The sequence below is a fragment of the Anaerovibrio slackiae genome (assembly GCF_009695585.1).
In the GTDB taxonomy this organism is placed as follows: Bacteria; Bacillota; Negativicutes; order Selenomonadales; family Selenomonadaceae; genus Anaerovibrio; species Anaerovibrio slackiae.
Window position 1 is genome coordinate 30,240 of sequence record NZ_VUNR01000013.1, and the last position, 23,291, is coordinate 53,530.

Annotated in this window: 33 protein-coding genes; all 33 read left to right on the forward strand. The window is 48.2% G+C overall.

The features are described 5' to 3' along the window. The first annotated feature begins 24 nt into the window (after positions 1-24). Positions 25-711: a GIY-YIG nuclease family protein gene (locus FYJ84_RS07795; RefSeq protein WP_154407036.1), complete on the forward strand. Its 687-nt coding sequence runs from the start codon at positions 25-27 to the stop codon at positions 709-711. A 128-nt stretch (positions 712-839) separates the two neighbouring features. Continuing rightward, the gene (locus FYJ84_RS07800) at positions 840-1,451 is read left to right on the forward strand and encodes a recombinase RecT (protein WP_328596354.1); all 612 of its coding nucleotides are present in this window, start codon (positions 840-842) and stop codon (positions 1,449-1,451) included. A 2-nt stretch (positions 1,452-1,453) separates the two neighbouring features. Next, positions 1,454-2,185, forward strand: a complete 732-nt coding sequence (locus FYJ84_RS07805; RefSeq protein ID WP_205764153.1) for an MBL fold metallo-hydrolase — start codon at positions 1,454-1,456, stop codon at positions 2,183-2,185. After that, positions 2,151-2,822 (forward strand): putative HNHc nuclease, encoded by a 672-nt coding sequence (locus tag FYJ84_RS07810; protein WP_154407039.1) that lies wholly within the window; start codon positions 2,151-2,153, stop codon positions 2,820-2,822. Before FYJ84_RS07805 ends, FYJ84_RS07810 begins: the two co-directional genes overlap by 35 nt. Before the next feature lie 5 nt (positions 2,823-2,827). Then, on the forward strand, positions 2,828-3,994 hold the full coding sequence (locus FYJ84_RS14900) for a DnaD domain protein (RefSeq protein ID WP_154407040.1): 1,167 nt from the start codon (positions 2,828-2,830) through the stop codon (positions 3,992-3,994). A gap of 25 nt (positions 3,995-4,019) precedes the next feature. Then, positions 4,020-4,622, forward strand: coding sequence for a hypothetical protein (locus tag FYJ84_RS07820; RefSeq protein WP_154407041.1), 603 nt, complete (start codon positions 4,020-4,022; stop codon positions 4,620-4,622). A 4-nt stretch (positions 4,623-4,626) separates the two neighbouring features. Continuing rightward, positions 4,627-5,355, forward strand: coding sequence for a hypothetical protein (locus FYJ84_RS07825; protein WP_154407042.1), 729 nt, complete (start codon positions 4,627-4,629; stop codon positions 5,353-5,355). Positions 5,356-5,372: 17 nt separating this feature from the next. After that, entirely contained in the window at positions 5,373-5,996 is a 624-nt protein-coding gene (locus FYJ84_RS14810) for a pentapeptide repeat-containing protein (RefSeq protein WP_268878708.1), read from the forward strand. Between the two features lie 108 nt (positions 5,997-6,104). Beyond that, a complete protein-coding gene (locus FYJ84_RS07835; protein WP_154407044.1) occupies positions 6,105-6,542 on the forward strand; it encodes a DUF1064 domain-containing protein in 438 nt (145 codons plus the stop codon). Continuing rightward, entirely contained in the window at positions 6,523-7,443 is a 921-nt protein-coding gene (locus FYJ84_RS07840; RefSeq protein WP_154407045.1) for a radical SAM protein, read from the forward strand. Before FYJ84_RS07835 ends, FYJ84_RS07840 begins: the two co-directional genes overlap by 20 nt. Positions 7,444-7,467: 24 nt before the next feature. Further along, complete coding sequence (locus FYJ84_RS07845) at positions 7,468-7,770, forward strand: hypothetical protein (protein ID WP_154407046.1); 303 nt, start codon at positions 7,468-7,470, stop codon at positions 7,768-7,770. Beyond that, positions 7,770-8,036: a hypothetical protein gene (locus tag FYJ84_RS07850; protein ID WP_154407047.1), complete on the forward strand. Its 267-nt coding sequence runs from the start codon at positions 7,770-7,772 to the stop codon at positions 8,034-8,036. Before FYJ84_RS07845 ends, FYJ84_RS07850 begins: the two co-directional genes overlap by 1 nt. Before the next feature lie 119 nt (positions 8,037-8,155). After that, positions 8,156-8,848, forward strand: coding sequence for a hypothetical protein (locus FYJ84_RS07860; protein WP_205764154.1), 693 nt, complete (start codon positions 8,156-8,158; stop codon positions 8,846-8,848). After that, on the forward strand, positions 8,845-9,066 hold the full coding sequence (locus FYJ84_RS07865; protein ID WP_154407050.1) for a hypothetical protein: 222 nt from the start codon (positions 8,845-8,847) through the stop codon (positions 9,064-9,066). The genes FYJ84_RS07860 and FYJ84_RS07865 overlap by 4 nt, the downstream gene beginning before the upstream one ends. A gap of 27 nt (positions 9,067-9,093) precedes the next feature. Next, entirely contained in the window at positions 9,094-9,432 is a 339-nt protein-coding gene (locus FYJ84_RS07870) for a hypothetical protein (protein WP_154407051.1), read from the forward strand. After that, positions 9,425-9,568 (forward strand): hypothetical protein, encoded by a 144-nt coding sequence (locus tag FYJ84_RS07875; RefSeq protein WP_154407052.1) that lies wholly within the window; start codon positions 9,425-9,427, stop codon positions 9,566-9,568. The genes FYJ84_RS07870 and FYJ84_RS07875 overlap by 8 nt, the downstream gene beginning before the upstream one ends. Positions 9,569-9,589: 21 nt before the next feature. Further along, on the forward strand, positions 9,590-10,093 hold the full coding sequence (locus FYJ84_RS07880) for a hypothetical protein (protein ID WP_154407053.1): 504 nt from the start codon (positions 9,590-9,592) through the stop codon (positions 10,091-10,093). 194 nt (positions 10,094-10,287) lie between these two features. After that, a complete protein-coding gene (locus tag FYJ84_RS07885; protein WP_154407054.1) occupies positions 10,288-10,698 on the forward strand; it encodes a terminase small subunit in 411 nt (136 codons plus the stop codon). Further along, positions 10,691-12,082, forward strand: a complete 1,392-nt coding sequence (locus FYJ84_RS07890) for a PBSX family phage terminase large subunit (RefSeq protein ID WP_205764155.1) — start codon at positions 10,691-10,693, stop codon at positions 12,080-12,082. The genes FYJ84_RS07885 and FYJ84_RS07890 overlap by 8 nt, the downstream gene beginning before the upstream one ends. Continuing rightward, positions 12,070-14,286, forward strand: coding sequence for a portal protein (locus FYJ84_RS07895; protein WP_154407056.1), 2,217 nt, complete (start codon positions 12,070-12,072; stop codon positions 14,284-14,286). Before FYJ84_RS07890 ends, FYJ84_RS07895 begins: the two co-directional genes overlap by 13 nt. A 12-nt stretch (positions 14,287-14,298) precedes the next feature. Next, positions 14,299-14,526 (forward strand): hypothetical protein, encoded by a 228-nt coding sequence (locus FYJ84_RS07900; protein WP_154407057.1) that lies wholly within the window; start codon positions 14,299-14,301, stop codon positions 14,524-14,526. 118 nt (positions 14,527-14,644) lie between these two features. Then, the gene (locus FYJ84_RS07905; protein ID WP_154407058.1) at positions 14,645-15,823 is read left to right on the forward strand and encodes a hypothetical protein; all 1,179 of its coding nucleotides are present in this window, start codon (positions 14,645-14,647) and stop codon (positions 15,821-15,823) included. Between the two features lie 40 nt (positions 15,824-15,863). Beyond that, positions 15,864-16,853, forward strand: a complete 990-nt coding sequence (locus tag FYJ84_RS07910) for a N4-gp56 family major capsid protein (protein WP_154407059.1) — start codon at positions 15,864-15,866, stop codon at positions 16,851-16,853. A gap of 79 nt (positions 16,854-16,932) precedes the next feature. Next, positions 16,933-17,586 (forward strand): phage adaptor protein, encoded by a 654-nt coding sequence (locus tag FYJ84_RS07915; RefSeq protein WP_154407060.1) that lies wholly within the window; start codon positions 16,933-16,935, stop codon positions 17,584-17,586. Further along, on the forward strand, positions 17,583-19,088 hold the full coding sequence (locus FYJ84_RS07920) for a hypothetical protein (RefSeq protein ID WP_205764156.1): 1,506 nt from the start codon (positions 17,583-17,585) through the stop codon (positions 19,086-19,088). The genes FYJ84_RS07915 and FYJ84_RS07920 overlap by 4 nt, the downstream gene beginning before the upstream one ends. 6 nt (positions 19,089-19,094) lie before the next feature. Further along, positions 19,095-20,129, forward strand: a complete 1,035-nt coding sequence (locus tag FYJ84_RS07925) for a hypothetical protein (protein ID WP_154407062.1) — start codon at positions 19,095-19,097, stop codon at positions 20,127-20,129. 20 nt (positions 20,130-20,149) lie between these two features. Further along, complete coding sequence (locus FYJ84_RS07930) at positions 20,150-20,440, forward strand: hypothetical protein (protein WP_154407063.1); 291 nt, start codon at positions 20,150-20,152, stop codon at positions 20,438-20,440. 88 nt (positions 20,441-20,528) lie between these two features. Next, positions 20,529-21,044 (forward strand): hypothetical protein, encoded by a 516-nt coding sequence (locus tag FYJ84_RS07935; RefSeq protein WP_154407064.1) that lies wholly within the window; start codon positions 20,529-20,531, stop codon positions 21,042-21,044. 87 nt (positions 21,045-21,131) lie between these two features. After that, positions 21,132-21,389: a hypothetical protein gene (locus tag FYJ84_RS07940; RefSeq protein WP_154407065.1), complete on the forward strand. Its 258-nt coding sequence runs from the start codon at positions 21,132-21,134 to the stop codon at positions 21,387-21,389. A gap of 6 nt (positions 21,390-21,395) precedes the next feature. Then, on the forward strand, positions 21,396-21,662 hold the full coding sequence (locus tag FYJ84_RS07945) for a hypothetical protein (RefSeq protein WP_154407066.1): 267 nt from the start codon (positions 21,396-21,398) through the stop codon (positions 21,660-21,662). 16 nt (positions 21,663-21,678) lie between these two features. After that, on the forward strand, positions 21,679-22,539 hold the full coding sequence (locus tag FYJ84_RS07950; protein WP_154407067.1) for a hypothetical protein: 861 nt from the start codon (positions 21,679-21,681) through the stop codon (positions 22,537-22,539). Positions 22,540-22,597: 58 nt separating this feature from the next. Continuing rightward, positions 22,598-23,125, forward strand: coding sequence for a hypothetical protein (locus FYJ84_RS07955; RefSeq protein ID WP_154407068.1), 528 nt, complete (start codon positions 22,598-22,600; stop codon positions 23,123-23,125). Continuing rightward, complete coding sequence (locus FYJ84_RS07960) at positions 23,122-23,259, forward strand: hypothetical protein (RefSeq protein WP_154407069.1); 138 nt, start codon at positions 23,122-23,124, stop codon at positions 23,257-23,259. Before FYJ84_RS07955 ends, FYJ84_RS07960 begins: the two co-directional genes overlap by 4 nt. Positions 23,260-23,291: the final 32 nt, after the last annotated feature.

Genomic DNA, 23,291 nt, shown 5'->3' on the forward strand with positions numbered 1-23,291 from the left:
AAATACGGAAAGGAGGTTGATAGAATGACAGGTATATACATGATAAAGAATATGATTAATGGAAAACGCTATATTGGAAAATCGAAGAATATCAAGAGAAGATGGTATGAGCATAAAAGTTCTTCATCAATGCAGTATTCGGATTTAAAACATGATATTAAGAAATTTGGAATAGATAAATTTAAGCTAGAAATTCTTGAGGAATGTCCTGAAGATAGGCTTGATGAACGTGAGAAATTTTATATATCAATGTTAAAACCGGAGTACAATATAGCACTTGGCGGACAAGGATCAACAGGTCATAAAGTTAGCCAAGAAACACGGAAATTACTAAGCCAAAAGGCTAAGAAACAGTGGGATGATTTACCTGAGTACGAAAAGCAAATTAGGATAAAAAATAATCTCAAGCGGCCTGCATTAGGACATGCAGTTAGCCAGGCTACGAGAGAAAAACTCCGAAAAGCAAATCTTGGAAAAAAGCAATCTCAAGATACAATAGAAAAGCGCAGCAGGATTATGAAGACGTCTATGCTTGGAAACACAAATGGCAATAAGCAAGTTGTAAGGCTAGATGATGGTGCTATTTTTGATAGCATTAAGCAAGCTGCTAAAGAAACAGGAATACATCCTTCAGGTATTACAAGTGCAATAAAAGGCCGTCAGCGGACAGCAGGCGGTTACCAATGGGCGTTGGTAAAGTGTAGAGACTAACCGTGATGAATGTAGCGGTGTAGGGGAGAAGATGAGTTACTCCTCCAAGTGCAAGACACCCAGAACGGGTGATGATATAGTCCACTCCGATAAGATGGCAAATTATCGGTATAAAGGATAAAGGTTTTATTCAGCTGGCGGAGCGCACCGGCCAGTACAAGACAATCAATGCTTCCGTAGTCTATGAAGGGCAGATAGAGGACATTGACTTTATCACAGGCAACATCATAAGGGGCAAGAAAATCAGTGATACCGTGGTCGGCTATGTGGCCTACATTGAGTTCCTGAATGGCTTCTCCAAGACCTTCTACATGAGCAAGGAGGAGGTTGAGGCACATGCCAGCAAATACAGTCAGAGCTACAGGAAGGGCTATGGCGTCTGGAAGGATAACTTCGATGCTATGGCACTGAAGACCGTAACAAAACTGCTCATAAGCAAGTACGGCATTATGAGCATAGAGATGGAATCCAGCAGTCTGGCAAGAGCATTGGCAGCTGACCAGGCCATTATGGAGAGCGAGGACGAGACGTATACATACGCTGATAATCCTCAGGACACAATCAGTGTAGAAGTACAGGAACCGCCACAGTATGCAAGGACAATAAATGTAAATGATATTCCGCCGGCAGAAGAACCGCCAGCGGCATCTATACCGGCAGCAGAACCACCGGAAGAAGCTCCCCGGACTGCCCAGCAGGGGAACGAGGCTGAAAGCCAGCCAGAGGAATGTCCTTTTTAATAATGTTTGATGTGAAGTGCATCGCATCCAGCAGTGCTGGTAACTGCTTCATCGTATCAGATGGCATAACCAGCCTGCTGCTGGATGCAGGCGTGAAAATGAAAGAGATATTGGTTGCTTGTGACTTCAATATGGATAAGATAAGCGGGGCACTTATCACCCATGAGCACAACGACCATGCCCGTTCCGTGGAGGAACTGACCGGGCGAGGCATAAGGATTTACGGCAGTGCGGCGGTAGCGGCCAAGTTCAAAGAGGTGCGCTGCATAAGGCCTTTTGCCAGGTATGCCATAGATACCATAGATTTTTTCGCGGTGCCTATGGAGCATGATGCTACCTGCTATGCTTACTGCATCAGGAGTGTAAAGACAGGCGATACCCTGCTGTATGCCACTGATACAAAGCGTATGACGGAGTATATAGATGGGCTTGGGCAGATGATTATTGAATCAAATTACAACGTGGAACTGCTGGAGAATAGCGTAAAACCTCGAAAGCTGGTTAGGCGCATCGCAGATTGTCACATGAGCGTGGAAACGTTAGCTAAATACATTTCGCGCATGGACCAGGGCAAGCTGCAGGAGATTTACCTTTGCCATTTGTCTGACGACCACAGTGACGTGGAAAAGATGGTGGAGAAGGTCAGGAAAGTTACTCAGGCAAAAATATTCGTCTGCAACAAGAATGGAGGTGTGACGGATGCCACAGGAATTGGTACTGGGAAGGATAACTGATTTCCGGGAGAATGGCAGCGTGATTATTGAGGCCGGTGTGCCGAACCTTGACCGGGCAATCAACAGGAAGTATAGCAAGGTGCTGATCGCCTTCAAGGACGGCAGGAGAATTTCTCCGGAGCAGAGGTCAAAGGCATACGCTCTTATAAAGGAGATTGCTGAATGGATGGGTGATGCACCCCAGGCGACGAAGGAAACCATGAAGCTGGAGTTCAGGCTGAACCGGATGGAAGGGATGGCAAGGCGGGCGTTCAGCCTGTCTGATGTGGATATGAACACGGCTGCCGACTTCATTACATACCTGATAGACTTCATCGTGGAGAACGATATTCCTACCTCGGAGCCGTTGTACAGGTATGCTGAGGATGTAGGCAAGTATGTATATGCCTGCACCATGAACAAGAAGTGCTGCCTGTGCGGCAGGCCTGCGGAGCTTCACCACTGCGAGGGCAGCAGGATAGGAATGGGAGCTGACAGGAAAGAGGTTAATCACTTGGGGCGGAGCGTATTGCCACTCTGCCGGGAGCATCACGACAGGATTCACCAGCAGCCGGAGAGGATATTCTTCGAGAAGACGCATTTGATACCTGTGACAGCCGACAAGGCAGTGTGCAGGCTGTACAGATTGAAGGAGTGAGAAGCGTGGCTGAGAGAAGGATGTTCTCCAGCAGGGTGACAGGGGCGGCAAGGTTTCTCAGGCTGCCGCCATCAGCGCAGGCACTGTACTTTCACCTGGGGCTTTATGCAGATGATGAGGGAATAGCGGAGGGTTTTTCTGTTGTCGGCATGGTCAGGGGGCGGGATGAGGATTTGTTCCTGCTGGAGGAAAAAGGATTTGTAAAGATACTCAATGAGGATTTGGTCACGTACATCGTTGACTGGAATGAGTGCAATCAGCTGAGAGCTGATAGGGCCAAGCAGAGCATTTACCATGATTTGCTGGTGGATTATCTGGGGAGACATTCAGAGGAAGGTGCAGCAACCTACCGTCATGCCGTTGGCGGGGGCTTGCAGGAAGACCATCATGCCGTTGATGGCGATGCACCTGGCGACCATTATGCCGTTGATGGAGCCGTTTCCGATAGCCGTCATGCCGTTGGCGGCAGAGTGTCAGAAGACTGTCATGCCGTTGACAGCGAATTGTCCGCAGACTGTCAGCAAACCGCGGCGAAATGTCCGCAGGCTGACAACCAAATGTCAGCAACCTGCCGTCAAAGTGCGGCGGATTGTCCGCAGACTGTCAGCGAGTTGCCGACAAGCCGCGGCGAATTGTCCGCAGACTGTCAGCAAACCGCGGCGAAATGTCCGCCTAGTATAGTAGAGGATAGTATAGGTAAGTATAGGGGAGTATATACTGCTGCTACTACGAACTATAGCGATAGTTCGAGAGTTATAGAGCCGCCTGTGGATAACTGTGTGGAAAAGCTGCGGCAGCAGAAGCAGGGTTCCCCCATAAGCAGGAAGGACCCAAGGCTGGCGGAGGTATTCACCCTCTACCAGGACAACATACACAGCATTCCCAACCAGGTCGAGGCAGACGACCTTGCTTCCCTGTACGACGAATTTGGCCGTGAGTGGCTGGTTCAGGCAATCAGGGAGGCAGCCAGGGCACGTGCCAGGTCTATCAAGTACATCATCAGCATACTGGAGTCATGGGCGAAAAAAGGCGTATCGGAGCCGTGGAAGCATCAGGACAAAAAGCGTCCCGCAGGCGGGGCTGTCTTAGAGTTACCCAAAAACAAGCAGCAGAAAACCCATAGCGAGAAGGTAGCTGACATTGCCCAGCAGGCAATTGACATGCTGGGATAGCTGGCAAGAAAGGAGAATGAGGACCATGAAGAACGAACCGGAAATGATAGTATTCGAGGATAGCGACATAGCAAAAATCAAGGGCGCGCAGATTATCAAGGTTCTGACGCCGTATATGGCAGTATTCCCAAACTGCAAGATTGATGCCACAGGACTTTTGCTGTATTCCAAGGCACTGATGCCGCTCCGCATCCAGGACCTTGAGGCGGCAATGGTGAAGCTGTTGCAGACATGCAAGTTTTTCCCCAGCGTGGCAGAGATATTCGAGGCCGCCGACAGCGTAAACGGGTATGTGGAGGCCATCAATGGCAGCAGGCTGCCTACTCCGGCAGAGGCATGGGCGGAGGCCATGCGCAACGTGAGGGAGTTTTCCTTGTACAGGCCGTGGGTTTATTCCTGTCCGGAGGTTGAGAAGACTGTGGAGCAGTTCGGCAGGTATGAGCTGGCCATGCTGGAGGCAAAGGACGTGAATATAGCCAGGGCGCAGTTCATGCGCATCTATGAGAGCGTTGTCAGCCGCAGCCGTGGTGACTGGGAGAACCGCAGGGCACTGGAGGCACTGAACAACAGCAATGCGCATCTGCTTTTGCAGCGGATTGACGCCGTCAAGCAGATAGAGGGGGTGTGAGATTATGGCAAAGCTGGCGAAGAAAATCAAGCTGAACAAGTTGATTACTGCGGACAAGCAGCACATGAAGGAAACGGCCGGCGGCAGGGTAAAGCCGTTATCTGTGAGAAGGGCAAGGGCGGCAAGCCACATTGACAAGAAGACCGACTATATCCCGAAGGAGAACCTTGAGAGGATTATAGGTGTTGCCAGGGCTCATGCTTTGTGGTTGCACATGGATGTGCTGAAGCACACCTTTGGCTTTACCGGCAAGCAGCTCATTGAATACCATGACAGGCTGCAAGGGGTACTAACCTACGCCATCGATGATACCAGCGGAGGCACCGTGGAGGACATTATCCATGTTACTGTTCATGGCAGCAGAAAGGAAGATGCAGGCAACATGGGCTACCCGGAGTATGAGCAGCCTGTTTTTGACCCGAATGGGAAGCTGTATGACTACTACGCTGACAAGTATTGCAGCGTGGAACGTTGCCTGTCTGAGTACAAGCAGATGCAGAGAACATTCATAGAGTTCGACAAGTGCGAGGTGGCTTCTATGCTGGTGCTCAAGGATTATTTCGGGTTTGCCCATATCCGGTTGCGCCGGTTTGTTGAGAATTTGCGTGAATCATTCCGGAACGCTACCTGGAAGCTTTACGAAGCGAAAATCAGGTATTTTGAGAAGCTGTGTAAGACAGATTTTGGTGAGTTTGCTGCCATCAAGGGCGGTAAGGGCGTGTTCTGGTACTGATGGCAGGAGGGATAACAATGGAGCAAGAAAAGTTAAACGAAATCATAGCTAGCCATGGCAGATGGCTACAAGATAAAGGTGGAAAACGTGCTTGCCTAGAGTGGGCTGACTTGCGCGGGGCTTGTCTAGAGTGGGCTGACTTGCGCGGGGCTGACTTAGAGGGGGCTAGACTAGAGGGGGCTGACTTGCGCGGGGCTTGCCTAGATAGGGCTTACTTGCGCGGGGCTTGCCTAGATAGGGCTTGCTTGCGCGGGGCTGACTTGCGCGGGGCTTACCTGTGCAAGGCTTACCTAAAGGGGGCTGACCTAGAGGGGGCTGACTTGCGCGGGGCTTGCCTAGAGGGGGCTGACTTGCGCGGGGCTTGCCTAGATATGGCTAGACTAGAGGGGGCTGACCTGCCGATAGGTGTATATCAAATTGTGGGACCTGGTAGCTGTAATCGTTGCACCACCTATGACGTTATCAATGACCAGATAGTGTGCGGGTGCTGGAACGATAGAAATGGAAACCATCTCGACTCATTTATTAAACGAATTGAGGAAGTTTATGGACCAAAAGGGGAAAATCCTAACTCAAAATATTATGCAGAATATATGTCTGCGGTTGCCTTTTTTAAAGCTATGAAGGAGTTAAAAAAATGAGTAAAAGTATAAGTGTTGTTTTAAACGCCCACATTACGGGGATAAATTTAAAGGGTATGAACTGCCCCAGGAAAAAATTGACGAACTGGCTGATAGGGGGATAAGCGGATGAGCAAGTATAAGAGCGTCAAGACGGTCATTGACGGTATAAAATTTGATTCCAAGGCGGAGGGGGAGTTTTATCTGTACCTCAGGCGCAAGGAGGATAAAGGCGAGATAGCTCTGATTGGTGTGCATCCAAAGGTCAGGCTCCAGGATAAATTCTCTTTAGCTGGTAAAACATACCCGGCCATAACATACGCACCTGACTTTCATGTTGAGTTTGTTGACGGCAGGGAATTGTATTTCGACGTCAAAGGAATGTCGACGCCGGTCGCCTTGCTGAAGTACAAGATGTATATGCACCTGCAATATACAAGGCCGGAGTTTGCGCGTGTGCCCCTGCTGTGGGTGAAGCTGGAGCGCGGGCTGTGGATGGATTATTTTTCCGGCAAGCCTATCAATCTGGACGGGGAGTGTGACGGCCATGAACGTGGCACTCATTGATGTGGATTTGCCCAGGAACGGCAAGGTTAAGTTCCCGACATTGACATTGATGAAAATATCAGCATACTGCAAGGCAAGAGGTGATAGTGTTCATCTGCTGACTGTTGATGAATACCTATCCGGAGATTTGTTCAACAGGTACGATAAGGCATACGCCAGCTGTATATTTTCTAAAAATGCGCAAAAGGCGAAGCTGCTTGCAGATATGGGCGTTATTGTTGGCGGCAGCGGATATGATATAAATAAACGCCTGCCAGATGAGATTGAGCATATAATGCCGGATTATTCCCTGTATGGTATCACTGATACTGCCTACGGGTTCCTGACAAGAGGCTGCCCGCGGGGCTGTCCATTCTGTATTGTTGCAGGGAAAGAAGGACAACAGAGCAGGAAAGTAGCTGATTTATCAGAATGGTGGTCGGGACAAAAGAACATAAAGCTGTTGGATCCGAATTTGCTGGCGTGCAGCAGCCACATGGAGCTCATGCACCAGCTGATTGAAAGCGGGGCAAATATTGATATTACTCAGGGGCTGGATATTAGATTATTGAACGATGATAACTTGCAGCTGATAAACAACATGAAAATCAAGATGCTGCACTTTGCCTGGGACAATCCTAACGATAAAAGCACCCAGCAAGCCCTGCAAAAATTCCGAGAAAAATCCATAATCGATGCAAGAAAAGTCGGTGTTTATGTGCTGACCAACTACTGGAGCACGCTGGAGGATGATTTGAAGCGCATATACTGGCTTCGTGATAACGGCTACAGCCCGTATGTGATGATTTACGACAAGGACCATGCACCGGTAGAAATACGGCTCTTGCAACGTTGGGTGAACAACAAGATTATATTTAAAAGTGTTGATAAGTTTGAGGACTATGACAGGCGCATCGGTTAGATGATGCAGTGAGGAGGATGTAAAATGACTAACGAAGAATTCCTGAGAAAATTTGATGCACATGAAGAATTCAGCGAGAAAGAAATTGAAGATATGTGCTGGGGATTTATTGGCGATTGTGTCAGTGAGGACATCATTGAACAGGGGGACTGGACTATTGATAAAAGAACAGTATTCAAGGTGAACAGCAGGTTTTTTGGCGTTTATTGGACGGACGGTGCAACAGAGCAGCAGGAAGATTGTAGAGAGTTCCCTGATTATCCAACAGAATTACGCAGAGTTGAGAAGATGGTATATGACTATGTACCAATCAAGGAGGACAAATAATGAATAAGATGGAAGATGTGGCAAAACTGTTAGGCTTGGAGCTTGGACAGTTTTTCATGATTGACTCAGACGTGTTTGAAACATCAATTTTCTATTTAGAAACTAACGGGCTTCATATCATAGACATAGGAACAGAGGAATTTGACAATGCTGATACCGCTTGCCTATTGATTGCTTTGCTAAGAGGTGTCGAAACAATCACCCGGGTTGTAGATTGGAAGCCGTTTGAGGAGTGCGAAGCATATGAAGATAAGGGAGATAGATAACGGCTGCATCCAGACTTACGACCTTGTTGATGGCTACAGATTAAAGAGATGGTGCCATAGGTGTAAGAAATATGTGGCGTTTATAAAGGTGCTCACAACAATAGAGGCGCCTGAAGGAAATGTTGAGAGATATTGCCCGTATTGCTGCGAGTGCTATCATAGAATCCAAAAGGAGAATGAAGAAAATGACAAACAGAGATAAGATTAACGCACTGTCAAACATAGAATTGGCTGGATTTTTTGGCAAAAATGGAATGAAATGCTCACTTTGTGTTTATAGGCGCAAAAGGTGTTTTGACAAAAATTGTGCAGAGGGCATAAAGGCATGGCTGGATGCTCCAAGCAACAAATCATCACGCAAGAGATTAGCGGTTAAACCAGAAAATCCACCTGCTATCAAAGATAATTTGGCCAAGGTTGTTGCAGGCGATTTGGCGGAGATGTTTGAGGATATGATTACCAAGAAGCACAAGACTGTACCACGGCAGAAGCCGGATGCAGACAGCAAGGAAGACATTGAGTCATTAAAAGAGCTATTCAAAGGTGCTGAAATTATGAACCCTATTGACTGGGAAATACTGGATATTCCCGCCCTTGGCGCGAAAACCTATATGGTAGTGTTTAACGATGTTAATGAATTGGTAATTTTGGAGAACAAATTTATGGTAAGCGATATTGAGTTATGGATGCTGGCCCAGGGAAGATTGTTTACCGACCGCTGGAGTGCTGAGATGTACCTGAAGAAGTGCACTGGGGTTGTCAGCGCTATGAAGGCGCAGCTCCAGGTACTCACTAAGGAGGATAGCTTATGAGCAGAAAGAATTGTGATGATTGTGCATACCGGTGCAGCTGCCGCGGAGTCAGGAAGGCGCAGGCAGCCAGCCTTGGGTATTGCTTTGATTATGAACAGGCAGATAGCTGGTCAAATCATATTGATGCTATATGCGCCCTGGCTATTGCCACTGTACTGATAGGCATGGGATTGGCTGCGATGCTGCACATCAGCCTGTGGATACTGGAAGCGATATAGTTTAATAAAAAGAGGAAGGTGAAGACGATGGATGAGGAATATATGGAATACATATCGTATGTCGGAAAAATTATTGACAAACGGACAAAGCTAGAACAGCTGGCGGAGGAAGCGGCGGAGCTTTCCAAGGCGTGCTTAAAGCTGATTAGGGCAAGCGGCTTCAGCAACAATGTGACGCCGGTCGACAGGGAGGAAGCATTACGGAACCTTCGTGAGGAATTCGCAGATGTGAATATGTGCTACTACCTACTTTTCAGGAGCTATGAGACAAGGCAGTCTATCATAATGAGGCCAAAATGGAAACGCTGGGCGCTCCGCTTAGGTTATCCAGGAAAAGGTAAGGAAGGTGAGGAACAGAATGGATGAACAGGAATACTATCAGAAACGTAAGGAAATCATAGAGATGTTCAAGCAGCACCAGCTGCAATCCAGGGAGGCAACATCCCGATTGAAGGAGCTGGAAATGGAATACCGGAAGATAAGCCGCAAGGCTAAGAAGTGAAGAAGGGGAGTGTGACATGATATGAAAGGTAATAAGAATGATTGTGTGACACTCGCACAAAATCACTTGTCCAATATGGTTTACTACCAAAAGTTCCTGGACAACGCGGCAGCAGATATGGAGGATATAAGGCACAGGCTTGAGTCTGTGCCCGTTGCTGTGTCACATTATGGCATAGACGGTACAAAAGGCAGCGGTGGTGATGGTATGATTGGTGTTGAGGCCGAGGCGGAGAGGCGTATATTGCTCATGTCGCAGCTGGTCAGCTTGGAGAAAAGCACAACGGAAACGGCCTCGCTCCTGGGCAAGCTGGAAGCCGCCATCATGCTACTGCCCAAGCTGGAGAAAGATGTAGTGGAAACAGTTTACAAGAACGGCATCCGCATAGAGAAAGCAAAGGACATTCATCACATGTCAGAGCGTACCTGCCGCAGGGTGTGCCGTCAGGCAGTGTGCAAGATTGCAGTAACATTATATGGTGCGGCTGCTGCCAGGGAGATATTTTTTGCTCGGGCAGTAGAATGAATAGTCAATGCGTAAAAGTAGGTTGGCCAAAAAATGGCGGATATGACACTGCAACCTGTGATATAATATAAACTGTCAGTAGTTGGGAATTGACGCAAGCTTCATAGTCCTCCTTTTTATAAAACATTTCCGGAAAAGGCACTCCAGCAACAGGGGGTGCCTTTTTACTTGCAAAAAAGTTAGGTGGTGAGCGTATGGCAGACAACAGCAAATTAACCCAGCAGCAGGAGCTATTCGCTCAGAATATTGCAAAGGGCATGAATGATACGGATGCTTACAAGGCTGCTGGCTACAAGGCAAAAAACGACCAGACCGCGCAGGCATGTGGCAGCAGGCTGCGGCTTCGGCCAAAGATACAGGCAAGGCTCAGGGAACTGGCGGATGAAGCGCGGGCCCCCAACATAATGGACAGGCAGCAGATACAGTCACGGCTGACGGAGTACGCCATGCGAAAGGAACAGCCGGATGAGGTGGTTCCCACTGTGGCGGAGTCCATAAAGGCCATGGAGATGCTATCTAGGCTTCAGGGCTTGTTCATAGATAAGCAGCAGGTTGAGCTTAACGGAGCACTGCCGGTCATGATTAGGAATGATGTTCATGAGTAGCGGTGCAATTACCATATCCATGCAGGAAATGCTGGGAAAGGGATATGCGGAATTCTGGAATTCAAAGAAACGTTATGTGGTATGCAAGGGCTCCAGAGCTTCAAAGAAGTCCGTAACAGCGGCATATAAGATAATGGTGCGCATGATGGAAATGCCTCTGGCGAATACGCTGGTAATCAGGAAGACCGGCTCCACACTGAAAGATTCCTGCTGGGCAAAGCTGCAATGGGCAGCAGAAATGCTGAAAGTATCGCACTTGTGGCACTTCACAAAGAATCCGCTGGAAGCTACCTACATCCCTACCGGGCAGAAGATACTTTTTAGGGGACTGGATGAGCCCTTAAAGCTGACATCCATTACAGTTTCCAAAGGTTATCTTTGCTTTGCGTGGCTGGAGGAGGCCTATGAGATTGATGAGCAAAGTTTCAATACTGTAGATGAATCCCTGCGTGGCGTTATGCCAGAGGGATATTACATCCAGTGGCTGATTATCTTCAATCCCTGGGACAGTTCATCTTGGTTAAAACGGCGGTTCTTTGACGAGCCGCACCCTAACGTGCTGGCTATGACAACGACATATAAGTGCAACGAATGGCTTTCCAAGGATGACTTGGAGAAGTTTGAGGATATGAGAAAGACGGATCCGGAACGCTATAAGGTGGCCGGGCTTGCCGAGTGGGGCGTGGCTGCCGGACGGTACTTTAAGCAGTGGGATAGCAGTGTGCACATAGTAGAGCCATTCCAGATACCACAAGGCTGGACGAGGTTTCGGTCATGTGACTGGGGCAGTGCCAGGCCGTATGCTGTGCTATGGTTTGCTATAGACTATGATAATAACATGTATTGCTACCGTGAGCTGTACGGCTGGGGTGGCAAACCGAATGTGGGCACTGGTGAAACCGCCAAGGAAGTAGGGCAGAGGATAGCGAAGCTGGAAAAGGCTACTGAGAATGTCAGGTATGGTGTGCTGGATAACGCCTGCTGGGCGCGGACGGGAGTTACCGGGCCGACTATAGCAGAGGAAATAAACAATGTGCTGACTAAAAGCAAGCTGGTGACGTTTGGCAAGTGTTCCAAAGGGCGCATAGAGATGGCAAACGCCTTCAAGCAGCGCCTGATTGGCAACAAGCAGAAGGACGGCAGTTTTAAGCCTGCCATCTACTTTTTCTCTACCTGCGTGCATACTATCAGGACGATACCGCAGCTGGCACATGATGAGCATAACCCGGAGACATACGACACAAAGGGCGAAGACCATATTGCAGATACGATTGGCTACGCCTGCTTATCGCGGCCTTGGACGCCGACAAAGCCTGCTAAGGACAAGGAAATAGACGGCTGGCGAGAAAATGAATACAGGAAGCCATCCGCATGGAGTACATAAGGGTGACTGATAAGGCGATTGATGAGGTGATTGATTTGGCAGCAACAGAAGATGTTTTTGAAAGGCATAGCACTGACGATACTGAACACTCCGTGATTGGCAAGTTCAGGCGGTGGTTTGAGGAAGCAGCTGACTGGGCAGCAGACTGGCGTGAGGAAGCAAAGCAGGACTATGATTTTGTGGCTGGCAAGCAGTGGGAGCAGGCAGACATTGAAAGATTCCATGAATCGGGCAGACCTGCCATAACCATCAACCGCATCAAGCCTCTTATTAACGTATTGAGCGGCTACCAGAGGCTGAACAGGTATGACATAGAGTTCCTGCCACGGACCGGCGATGATGTTGATATTTGCCAGGTGCGCAAGGGTATCACAAAATATATCCTTGATGAGTGCGATTATGATTCCGAAGAATCTCATGCTTTTCTTGATGCTGCTATTGGCGGACTAGGCTGGTTTGATGTTGGTTACAAATTCCGTCCGGAAGTAAATGACGGCGAGGCGTATGTGAAGCGTGAGGACCCGTTCAGTATTTATGTTGACCCGGAAGCTCACAAGACTGATTTCAGTGATGCAAAGTATATCTGCCGTGCCAAATGGGTAGACAAGGACGAGCTGGTCATAACGTACCCGGAGCATAAAGCTGAGATAATGGCACAATATGCCATTTATGACAATGCTGAGAAGAATGATGGAGCGTATGAAGACCCGCTGTGGTACAAACGTGACATTCAAAAGGCGCGTATGGTGGAGTGTTGGTACAAGGTCAAGGAGCGCGAGAGCATCTATTATATGCAGGACGGCAGTGTGCTGGCACAGGGAGAGATTACGCCAGAGCACTTTCTTAGCGGCGCTGTGCAGGGATACACCAACACCAAAGTAACGAAAGTGCGCTGTGCTGTTTTTATTGAGCGGTTCCTGCTGGAGGATATACCATCACCGTATGAGCATGGGGAGTTTCCTTTCGTGCCAATTGTCTGCTACAACTATGGCACCGGGGATTTACCGGCAGGCTTTGTGCGGGACTTGAAGGACCCGCAGCGGGAGATTAACAAGCGGCGCATCCAGGAGCTGCACATACTGAATACCACGGGAAATGGCGGTGGCTGGATTGAAGAAGATGCAATGGACAGCCGCCAGAAGGCAGAGTTTGAGCGAAAGGGAAACACTCCTGGCTATTTTGCTGAGGTTCGTCCTGGGGCAATATCTCAGGGAAAAATCCATGAGCGTATAATGGGGCAGATACCTGCTGCTGTTATTCAGGCAGAAAACCAGGCAACAGCAGATTTGACCGCTGTGTCAGGTATCAATGAGGCATTGATGGGGACGGACATAGCTTCCACATCGTCAGGACGTGCCATCGAGTTAAAGCAGAAGCAGGCGATTACCCATATTGCGCCGATGTTTGACAACCTTCGCAAAGCGAAGAAGAAGATTGCATATCGTCTCTGGGGGAAGCGCGGCTTTAAAGGCATCATTCCACAGTATTACACCGATGATAAGGTTTATCGCGTTGAGGGAAAGAACGGTCAGCAGTTCATCAGGGTAAATCAGCAGGTTATCCAGCAGGACCCGTTAGGAAGGATTATCCACCAAACGTTGAACAATCTTTCCGAGGGCGAGTTCGACATTGTTATAAGTGATACGCAGGCATCTACAACGCAGCGTCAGGCACAGCTGTGGAGTTTAGTGGACAGCGTAAAGAACCTGGGCATACCTGGAGATTTGATATTTGATGTTATTCTGGACCTGTCCGACCTGCCTAACAAAGAAGAAATTAAGCAACGCTGGCAGCAGCGTCAGCAGGCGCAGGCACAGGCACAGCAGCAACAGGCCCAGCAGCAGTTGCAGCTGGAGATGATAAAGAACCAGAGCCAAAGCCAGAGCATCAGCTTCAAGGATGCGCCGTTGCCAATTCAGCTGGCGATGGCAGCCAAGCAGGGGCTGATTGATGCGCAGATTGCGCAGTACGCAATCAACCTATCTGTTCAGCAGATGTTTCCACAATTGGCGGAGCAAATGCAGCAGCAGGCACAGCAGGCCGCTGTGCAGCAACAGATGCAGCTTGCAGCCCAACAGCAGCAGGAACAGCAGGCACAGCCGTCAATCGCACAACAGCAGCCTAACAACGGCAGAGGCCAAGGGGGCGGCATGACACAGGCAGCTGTCCAGTCTTTGATTAATGGACAGGGTCCTGCAATGTAAGGAGGTGATAGCATGGCAGTAAGGAAAGCAAAGCCGATTATCAATGAGGCAGATTCAGATGCGACTCAGGGTGTACCAGTCAATGAAACTGAAATTAAGGAGGCACCAGCTCCTTTTGAAGCGTTTCGCCTGAATCTCATTCAGCTTGGCAACGAGATGATTGAAAAGGTTCGTGGTAAGCAGATTGATGTTTGTGATGGCATCGATAAGATTGTGTCTATCTATAATGCAGTGAAGTAGGCTGTTTCAGCCTGCTGCTATAAAACGCGTCGCCTGCGGTTAAAGGGCGTTTTCCGTGCCGCCTACGATAAGGGCGCATTTCGTACACTGAAACGATATTCAGAAAGGAAGTATTCAAATGAGCAGAATGAATTTTGTTTTTGATTTGCAGATGTTTGCAGAAGACGATGAGCATGTTGATGATAATGCCAATGAGGGCGTTGTAGAGGAAAAAGCAGGCAATGCTTCTGGCAGTGAGGAAGAAAACTTTGAGGTGCCGGATGAGCTGGCAGGTATTCCGGAGGATATTGCCAGGGAGATTGTGGCCGAGCATGAGCAGAACCAGCAGTCTCCGGAGGAAAGCGACAATAATGCTGAAGGAAACAGTTCAGATTCAACCGCTGAAGATGGCAGCGATAACAACCATGATGATGAAGAACTGGTGCCAAAGGAGCCTATTCCATATGTGCGATTTAAGCAGCAGGTGGACAAGAACCGCCAGCTGGAGGAGCTGGTGAAAAACCTTCAGCAGAGGCTGGAAAGCGGAAGTCAGGGTGATGTTAATCAGTCGTCCCAGGCGCCTAATATGCAGGTTGTGAATGTTGCACAGCCGCAGAACCAGCAGGCTGCTGATAGCACTCAGCAGGCAATGCCTATCCTTAATGATGATGTTGCAGCTAAGATTCAGCAGGCCATTGATAGCGAGGCTATGCAGCTTTCCGGCGTGACAGCGGAGGAAATAGCGGGTTTCAAGTACCTTGACGATGATGATAAACGCAAGCAGACATGGGAAACCGCCCGCCGTATGGCTCAGAACAATGTCATGCAGAAGATCGCCATGGCACGTCAGCAGCAGATGGAGCAGAGCCGCCGTGTGATTGCACAGCATAATCAGGCGGTACTGGACTATAACTCTTTCGCCCAGAAGGAGTTCAAGGACCCTGAGTACAAGAACATCATGCAGTATGCGACCAATGAATACTTCGAGAAGGAGACCGGGCAGACGGAGCAGGGCGTGATTGCGGCAGCCTACTCACGTATCGAGCACAATACAGCCTCGCCGCAGGATATTGCCCTGATTAAGCGGTATTACACCGATGCCAAGAACTCCTATATGGCCAGGTATGGCAAGAGCAACAAGAACAACAACGTATTGAGTAAAGTAAAGCAGGGAAAGGCATTTCCGCGTTCCTCAACCATTGATGGGGCCGGTACTGATACCGGCGGCGTTACGCTTGAAACACTGTCCAAAATGCTTGAGGATAAGCCGTTTGATGAGATACCAAAGGAGTACCAGGAGATGCTTTTAGGCTATTGATAGCCGCCTGCTGTTCGTATCATGAAAGGAATGATATTAAATGGCATTGACTACAATTCCTAAGGAATTAGTCCTGAAAGCGTGGGCAAAGAATTGCTGGGAGGCAGGCCTCCGCAAGTGTTTTTTTCAGCGCTTTACAGGCAATAGCTCCGACAACATCGTACAGATTAAGACTGACCTGCAGAAGGGCAGGGGCGACAGCATCAATATTCCATTGCTGCTGCCGCTGAAGGGGACAGGCATTAGCGGTGATAATATGCTGGAAGGCAACGAGGAAGCAATGATTTACCGCTCCTTCGATGTCAGCATAGACCAGGTTCGTAATGCAGTCCGCCTGACCGGCCGCTTCGAGGAGCAGAAGACTCAGCAGAATATGCGGGAGGATGCCCGTACCAACCTGTCCAACTGGCTGGCTGATACCATCGACAAGAAGATTTTCAAGGTGCTCAGCACATCCCCGTCTGCTGACAGGGTGGTTTATGCCGGTTCCGCTAACTCCGAGAATACCATCGGTGCAGCTGATGTATTCAGCACCGACATTATTGGCGAGGCAAAGCGGCTGGCTACGGCTGATGAAGACACCGCTGTGCGTCCTATTCGTATCAATGGTGCAGACCGCTATATCATGATTATCGACCAGTATCAGGCCCGCGACCTGATGAAGGATGCCCGCTGGCTGGAAGCTCAGCAGTATGCCAATATCCGTGGTGAGAAGAACCCTATTTTTACCGGTGCTCTCGGCATGTATAACGGCGTTGTCATTCATCAGTGCAATCGCGTACTGCGTACTGATACCGGTGCTTCCAACACCAAGGTAGGTCACGCATTGTTCTTGGGGGCTCAGGCAGCCGTTATGGCTGTTGGCAACAATCCGCGCTGGGACGAGAAGACCTTCGACTACGGGAACCAGTATGGTGTTTCCTTTGGCCGCATGTTTGGCATCAAGAAGTCTGCTTTTGACTATGATGGTGATGGCATGGCAACCGATTACGGCTGCGTAAATGTCATGACGTCCTCCGTGGATGATTAATTGATTGATTGACGGAAAGTTGCTGAGGCGTGCCAGGCGCCGGTACGCCTTCATGCAGCTTGCTTAGGAGGTGCTTATAGTGACTTTGGTGGATATTATTGACAGGGTGCGTACAAATACCCACGACAAGGATGTTCTGGAGTATGAAGATACGACCATTACGGACTATATCAACGATGGCATCAGGTTTGTACGCCGGACTATCCTCAGTATTGATGCGTTGCAGCTGCTTGATGATATTGTCACAGGCACGTTACCGGCAGGTGAAGCCATAATTCAGCAGGATATGAGGTCCTCGGCAGTGCTTGAGGTTCGCATTAATGGAAAACGGATTGACAGGATAAGCCCTTGGGGAATTTACGATACCAGGGAGCGGGGAATGCCGCAGGGATATTTTGTAACCGGCTTCGGTAAGATTAATGTATGGCCTGTACCATCTGAAGATGTGGAGTACAGCATAATGGCCATACGCGACATGGTATTACTTAGAAACCTTGACGACGAGTTCCCAATGATGAATGAGCTGGTTGATTTCGTTGTGGAGTATGCCTGCATCAGAGCATCCATGACGAATGAGTTTGATTTATCCCAGGAAACTAGTGTAATGGGTTCAGTGGTTTCCCAGATTGAAGATTTGATCAGGAAGTATAATTCCAGAGGCATACAGGCTGGCGGTTATTGGGACACGGCTGAAACCGCTATTAGCGATTATGGCAGGAGGCGTTACAGATGAGGCTGTCAGCAAAGCACGCTAATCAGCAGACAGTTGAATATAGGGACTTTACCGGCGGGCTGAATACGACCAATGCAATAGAGATGATTGAGATGAATGAGCTTAATCGCTGCGTGAATTTTGAGCTTATGGGTAATCTTCTCCGGACAGTATCAGGTACCAAGGATATTTACAGGACTGACAGCCTTCATTTCACAGATATGTTCTTCGACACAATTAACGGTTTGCTGCTGCTGTGCACCAAGGATAGGCATGTATATACGCTTATGACGGATGGCACGCAGCTGACTGACAGGGGAACGCTCACAGGCAAAGTAACGCCTGGATTTGCTTCATGGGAAGATGGCGTTTTGATTGCTTCCGGCGGAAAGCTGCAATACTGGAATGGGGCGGAGCTTGTAGCCATTGAAGCCTCCCCAGATGTATGCAACGGTGTATTTGTAAGCCATGGCCGGGTAATTGTTTATTATGACGATGTAATCCACTATTCTGCTGTTGGTGATGAAACCAACTGGACTGAGGACTCCAACGATGATTCATCCTCCAAATGGCTTCAGGTCGGCTATAAGGATGGCGGAAAGATAACGGCAGTAGTTAATCTTTCTGCCGATATAATTGCTTTCAAGAGCAACAACACCGCCTTTCATATTGCCGGGCAATACCCGGACTGGGCGCAAAGAGAAATAAGCCGCAACATCAGCAACAGAAGCTGGAGAACTGCACTTGCTCTAACAAATAGTGCAGTCGTGCTAGGGGATAATTCCTTGCAGGCGTTATCAACTACAGATGATTACGGTGAAATAAAAGCAAGTGACTTAGGGGTAAAGGTTCAGGACAATATAAAGGCGTTGCCTTCAAGTATGAAGCTGAGGTATGTTGCTCCTTTAAACCAGCTATGGCTCATCAGTGGCGAAAGAAGATTTTTGTTCATGGATGTGGCAAGGGGAGCATTCTTCATGCGCGAATATAATTCACCTGCGGTAGATGTCTGTTACCGCAGGGAAACTGTATTTGTATTGAAAGATAACGCTGTTTGTTATCTTGATAACGGCATGGACATACACGATGACGGTGAGCCTTTGAGATGGGAAATGTACTGCAAGACAATAGTGTCATACAATGATTATCTGGTTAAGCGTGGCAGGGTAGACATAACGCCGTTATTTCAGACTTATGCATATGTGAATTACTATGTTGGGCATGTATTGTATTCCGAGCTTGTGCCGAAGGAAGCTCTGCAGATATGGCACGATTACACCCAGATATATCATAGCAAGCGTGGCATAAAGGGCAAACCTATTGCCAACATTTATACGAACGGTGATGAAATATATGACAATGATTATGAAATATATGGCAACACAACTTACTTAAAATCCACTGCTTATGTGCGGCAGAGCAAACGGCAGCTTGACCGCCATAAGGCCATCAAAACTTACGGCAAGGGTTCTGGTGGGAGATTTATATTAAACCTTATCAGTTATGATGTAGCGGAGGTGTAAATTATTATGGCTAAATTTCAGCAGGGCTGGCCGCTGGATTACCGCAATGGCGGCGATACAGTTGATGATATGGCACAAAAATACAGCAAGGAGTTCAACAAGGTTTATGAGCATTTAAATTCGCTGAGGGTAAGTTCTGATGGAGGCACATTTCCTACCGAGCCGGAACCATACCAGCTGCGAATTTCTGACAACAAGTTTTACATACGCAATGCGGAAAATACAGCCTGGGTATGGCTGTTTGATGTGAAGTATCGTATGGGGATTGCAGGCAGTGAGCAGTCTGTAGTGATTACAAGCGATGATGTTACCACAAAAGCTGAACCTTCCAAGATAGTAAAGACCAATTCATTGGGAAAAATTGATGCTGATATTACAGGAAGTGCAGCGAAGCTGGGAGGCCATCCTGCTGCTGATTACGTTTTAAAGAGTCTGGTTTCTGCAACTGGTGGAGCAAATAAGATTGTGCAGACTGACAGCAAAGGTGTAGCGAACATTTCCATTAGCGGGAGTGCAACCAGCCTGAATGGCATGGGGGCAGATTATTATCTGAATGTGGATTCCGTAGCGCGGCCTGTTGCAAGTGGAAAGGTAACGTATGAGAACGACAAAATTGTTAAGACGAATGATGACGGACTTTTGCCTGTGGATATAACAGGAAGCGCTGCAAGAATATCCGGCATCTCTATAAGGCTGGATGATTTGCAGGATGGCGAAATACTGGTGTATCGCTCAGGAACCCGTACCTTTGTCAATGAAGCCAAGGGCGGGAGCAAGGCACTTACCGTTACCTATGAAGGAGTCCCACTGGTTCAGTACAACGGAGATGAGCCTCGCACTGTAGACCTGTCAATCTGCAATCCGTTTGAGTACGACGGATATGGTGACATAGGCCCGAGGCTGGCATATCCTTTTTTGCTGGACAGCAACGGCGATATAACCATAAGCGAAGAATATGCAGAAGCAGGCATTCCTGGTGGCGTCGTTGGTACCGGCATTTCGGTTGTAAATGGTACATATTGCGTAACTTATGAAGAATAGCATGAAAGCAGGTGTTTTTTATGCCTAGGGTGAATGTGACACGGGACTGGAAGCTGTTGCCAGCGTCCTCAGGGACCATAGACAATAACGGCGTTGTCCCGGTTGAAATATCTCAGGATAAGGAAGTCGGGATTGTAATCCATCCCAAAAGCCGTTTTTCCTACATGAATGTTGAGCTTTATATAAAAAGCCACAAACAGGACACTATAGTATCGCTGGTTGAGTTTGCAGAGTCCGGCCAGTCCAGTGCCGGTAATATACCGGATGAAAAAATTGCTACAGATGATGATATTGATAAAATGTTTGATTAAATTTGAATTTATCTGATGTATAGGCGGCCGCTATACACCCAGATGAAGATATATTATTTTATGCTACTACGAAAGGATGTATGTTATTATGGCTACCAATTTGAATGAGAAGTTTGTACAGTATGCTCAGCTGAGCCATTTCAAGACCAAGCAGGATGAGTTTAATGCTGGCCTCTATGCCAAGAAGGCTGACCTTACTACTGTATTCCGTTACAAGGGCACCGTTGATACCTTTGCCGACCTCCCTGCTTCCGACCAGGTTGTAGGCGATACCTATAATGTCGTTGCAGCCGATGTGGCTCACAACGTGAAGGCAGGGGACAACGTTGTATGGAACGGCACTGATTGGGATGTGTTGTCCGGTATCTTCGACATCAATGCTGCCGTAAAGGTACAGGCTGAGACTATGACTGCCGGTACCAAGGTTGCCACCATTACCATTGATGGCGTACCTACTGAGATTAACGTGCCGAAGGTAACTGCTACTGCCACCGATACTGCTGGTTACAAGGCTGCGACCATCTCCGTGAATGGTGCCGATGTGGATGTGTACGTACCTGTGTGCACTGATGATGATATTGATGCAATGTTTGCCGGTGCCTAAGGGCAATAATCTGCTGTGAATGATAGGATAAAGCCCTGTTTGGCGTATGGACTTGCAGGGCTTTATTTACAGATTTAGGAGGCAGGTATGGCAAATAGTAAATTTATAGACAGTAAGAATCTGGAACGCTTCAAGAAAAACATAGATAATAAATATTCTTCCTTACCTGCGATAGTATTTCCCACTTTGCCTACGACAGATAATACACCGGGAAAGATTGTCTTTTGCGAGCAGGATGAGAGGTTATATATTTATACTTCCAGCGGCTTCAAGAAGGTGCCATGGGAGGATGAAATACTGTTTGCACTCAATGAAGATAACCAGATTTGCCAGAAGGAGGTCTGATTTTTTATGGATAGGGGATGGTCTCCCAATGTGCATGTAAGCAAGCTTGGTAATCCTAGAAATCCCTGGGAAAATGTCTATGCAAAAACGGCAGAAATAGAAGCGTTTAAAAACAAGGGGACTACAAGCACGCCTGTTTATTTTGATAAAAACGGGATACCTCAGCCAGTCAATGAGGTTAAAGCTGATACTGCAAAAACAGCTGAGGAAGCCAAGACAGGCATGGGCTTGTCGGTTGTAAATGGCCTTGTTTGCATAACTTATAACACATGAATGAAAGGAGAAAATTATGGCAACAGTAACAAAAGCAATCCTTACTGATGAGACGGGATTGAAAATCGTGGATGCGATTAACGCCAAGAACATCATGGATATTATTAACAATTATGGGCTTTCCCACAACAGCATCTACCGTGGCAAGGACCTGACTAGCTATTTTGCTAGCGGTGAAATGTCCCAGGCCATCGCAAATGGTACGTTCAAGGACATCTACATCGGCGACTACATCATCCAGCCGATTACCGTGGACGGCACCACGTACAACGTAAAGTGGGTGGTAGCAGACTTCGACTATTACTACGGTGTTGGAGATACCGAGTGCACTGCGCATCACATCTTGATGATTCCGGATGTTACTGTACAGATGAATGTAAGCATGAATGATACCAACGACACCACGGGGGCGTACCTGGGCTCAAAAATGTGGACAGTCAATATGCCACTGTACAAGACTGGCATCATCAACGCTTTCGGCGATGCACACGTGCTGAAGCACAGGGAACTTTTGACAAAGACTATGAGCCCTACAGCTACAAGTGCTGCCGGTGCTGGCTGGACTGGCTCCTGCACGGATTGGGAATGGGCTGACACCTGGGTTAATATCCCGAATGAGCCGATGGTATATGGTGGACGCGTGTTCAGTTCTTCCGGGTTTGATGTTGGATGCGCCAACAAGCAGCTGGCACTGTTCCGCCATGAGCGTTTTTCTAAGAACAAGTACAGTGACGGTGCGAGAAAGTGGTTCTGGCTCCGTGCGGTTGCTTCCGGTAGTCGGTTCTGCGTTGCCTACGGCGATGGCGGTGCCAGCTGCACCGATGCGTCTGGTCGCAACTCCCGCGGGGGCGTCCGCCCGTATTTCCTGCTCCGCTAACCCCAAACCACGCCCCTTTATGGGGCGTGCCAGGTTAGCGGCTTAGGAGGAATGAAAAATGTCAGTATTAGCACGCAACAGAAGCATCTCGAAATTGAAATTCTATGTAAATGCAAAGAATATACATGCCAAGCTGATGGATTTGTGTCAGCGGGATTTCGGTGTGAAGATGATAAGAAATATCGTGATACACAAAAACAGGATGGAGCCGGAAGACGCAGAAACCCTGGCAAATCTTGCGGAAAAGTATTATGGCACGCCTAAATTACCGGCCAAATACCCCGAGCGTATTGTTGAGAAATACTTCAATGCAATATGGGATATATCCACGGCAATGCTGCATAACGTTATATGCGCATATACCTTGTGGCCGACATGCAAAGCAGAAGCTGATGAACGGCGCATTTACCAGGACAGGGCTATAGCAAACTGTGAAGTGCTTATTGTTGAGCTTGAGCTTGCATCGCGGGAACTGGATGTATCCGCCGATAAATATAAGCAGTATATCGCGATGCTGGATGAGGAAGTCGGCCTGCTGAAAGGCTGGCGGAAATCAGACAACAAAAGGTTCAAGGATTTGAAGTGATTAATTTTACAGGGTGTCAGCTGATTGCGGTTGCTTCCGGTAGTCGGTTCTGCAATGCCAACAACAATGGCAATGCCAACTACAACGATGCGTCTAATCGCAACTCCAACGGGGGCATCCGCCCGCTTCTCTGAGGCTGCCGCACCAACGGCAGGAGAAAAATGAG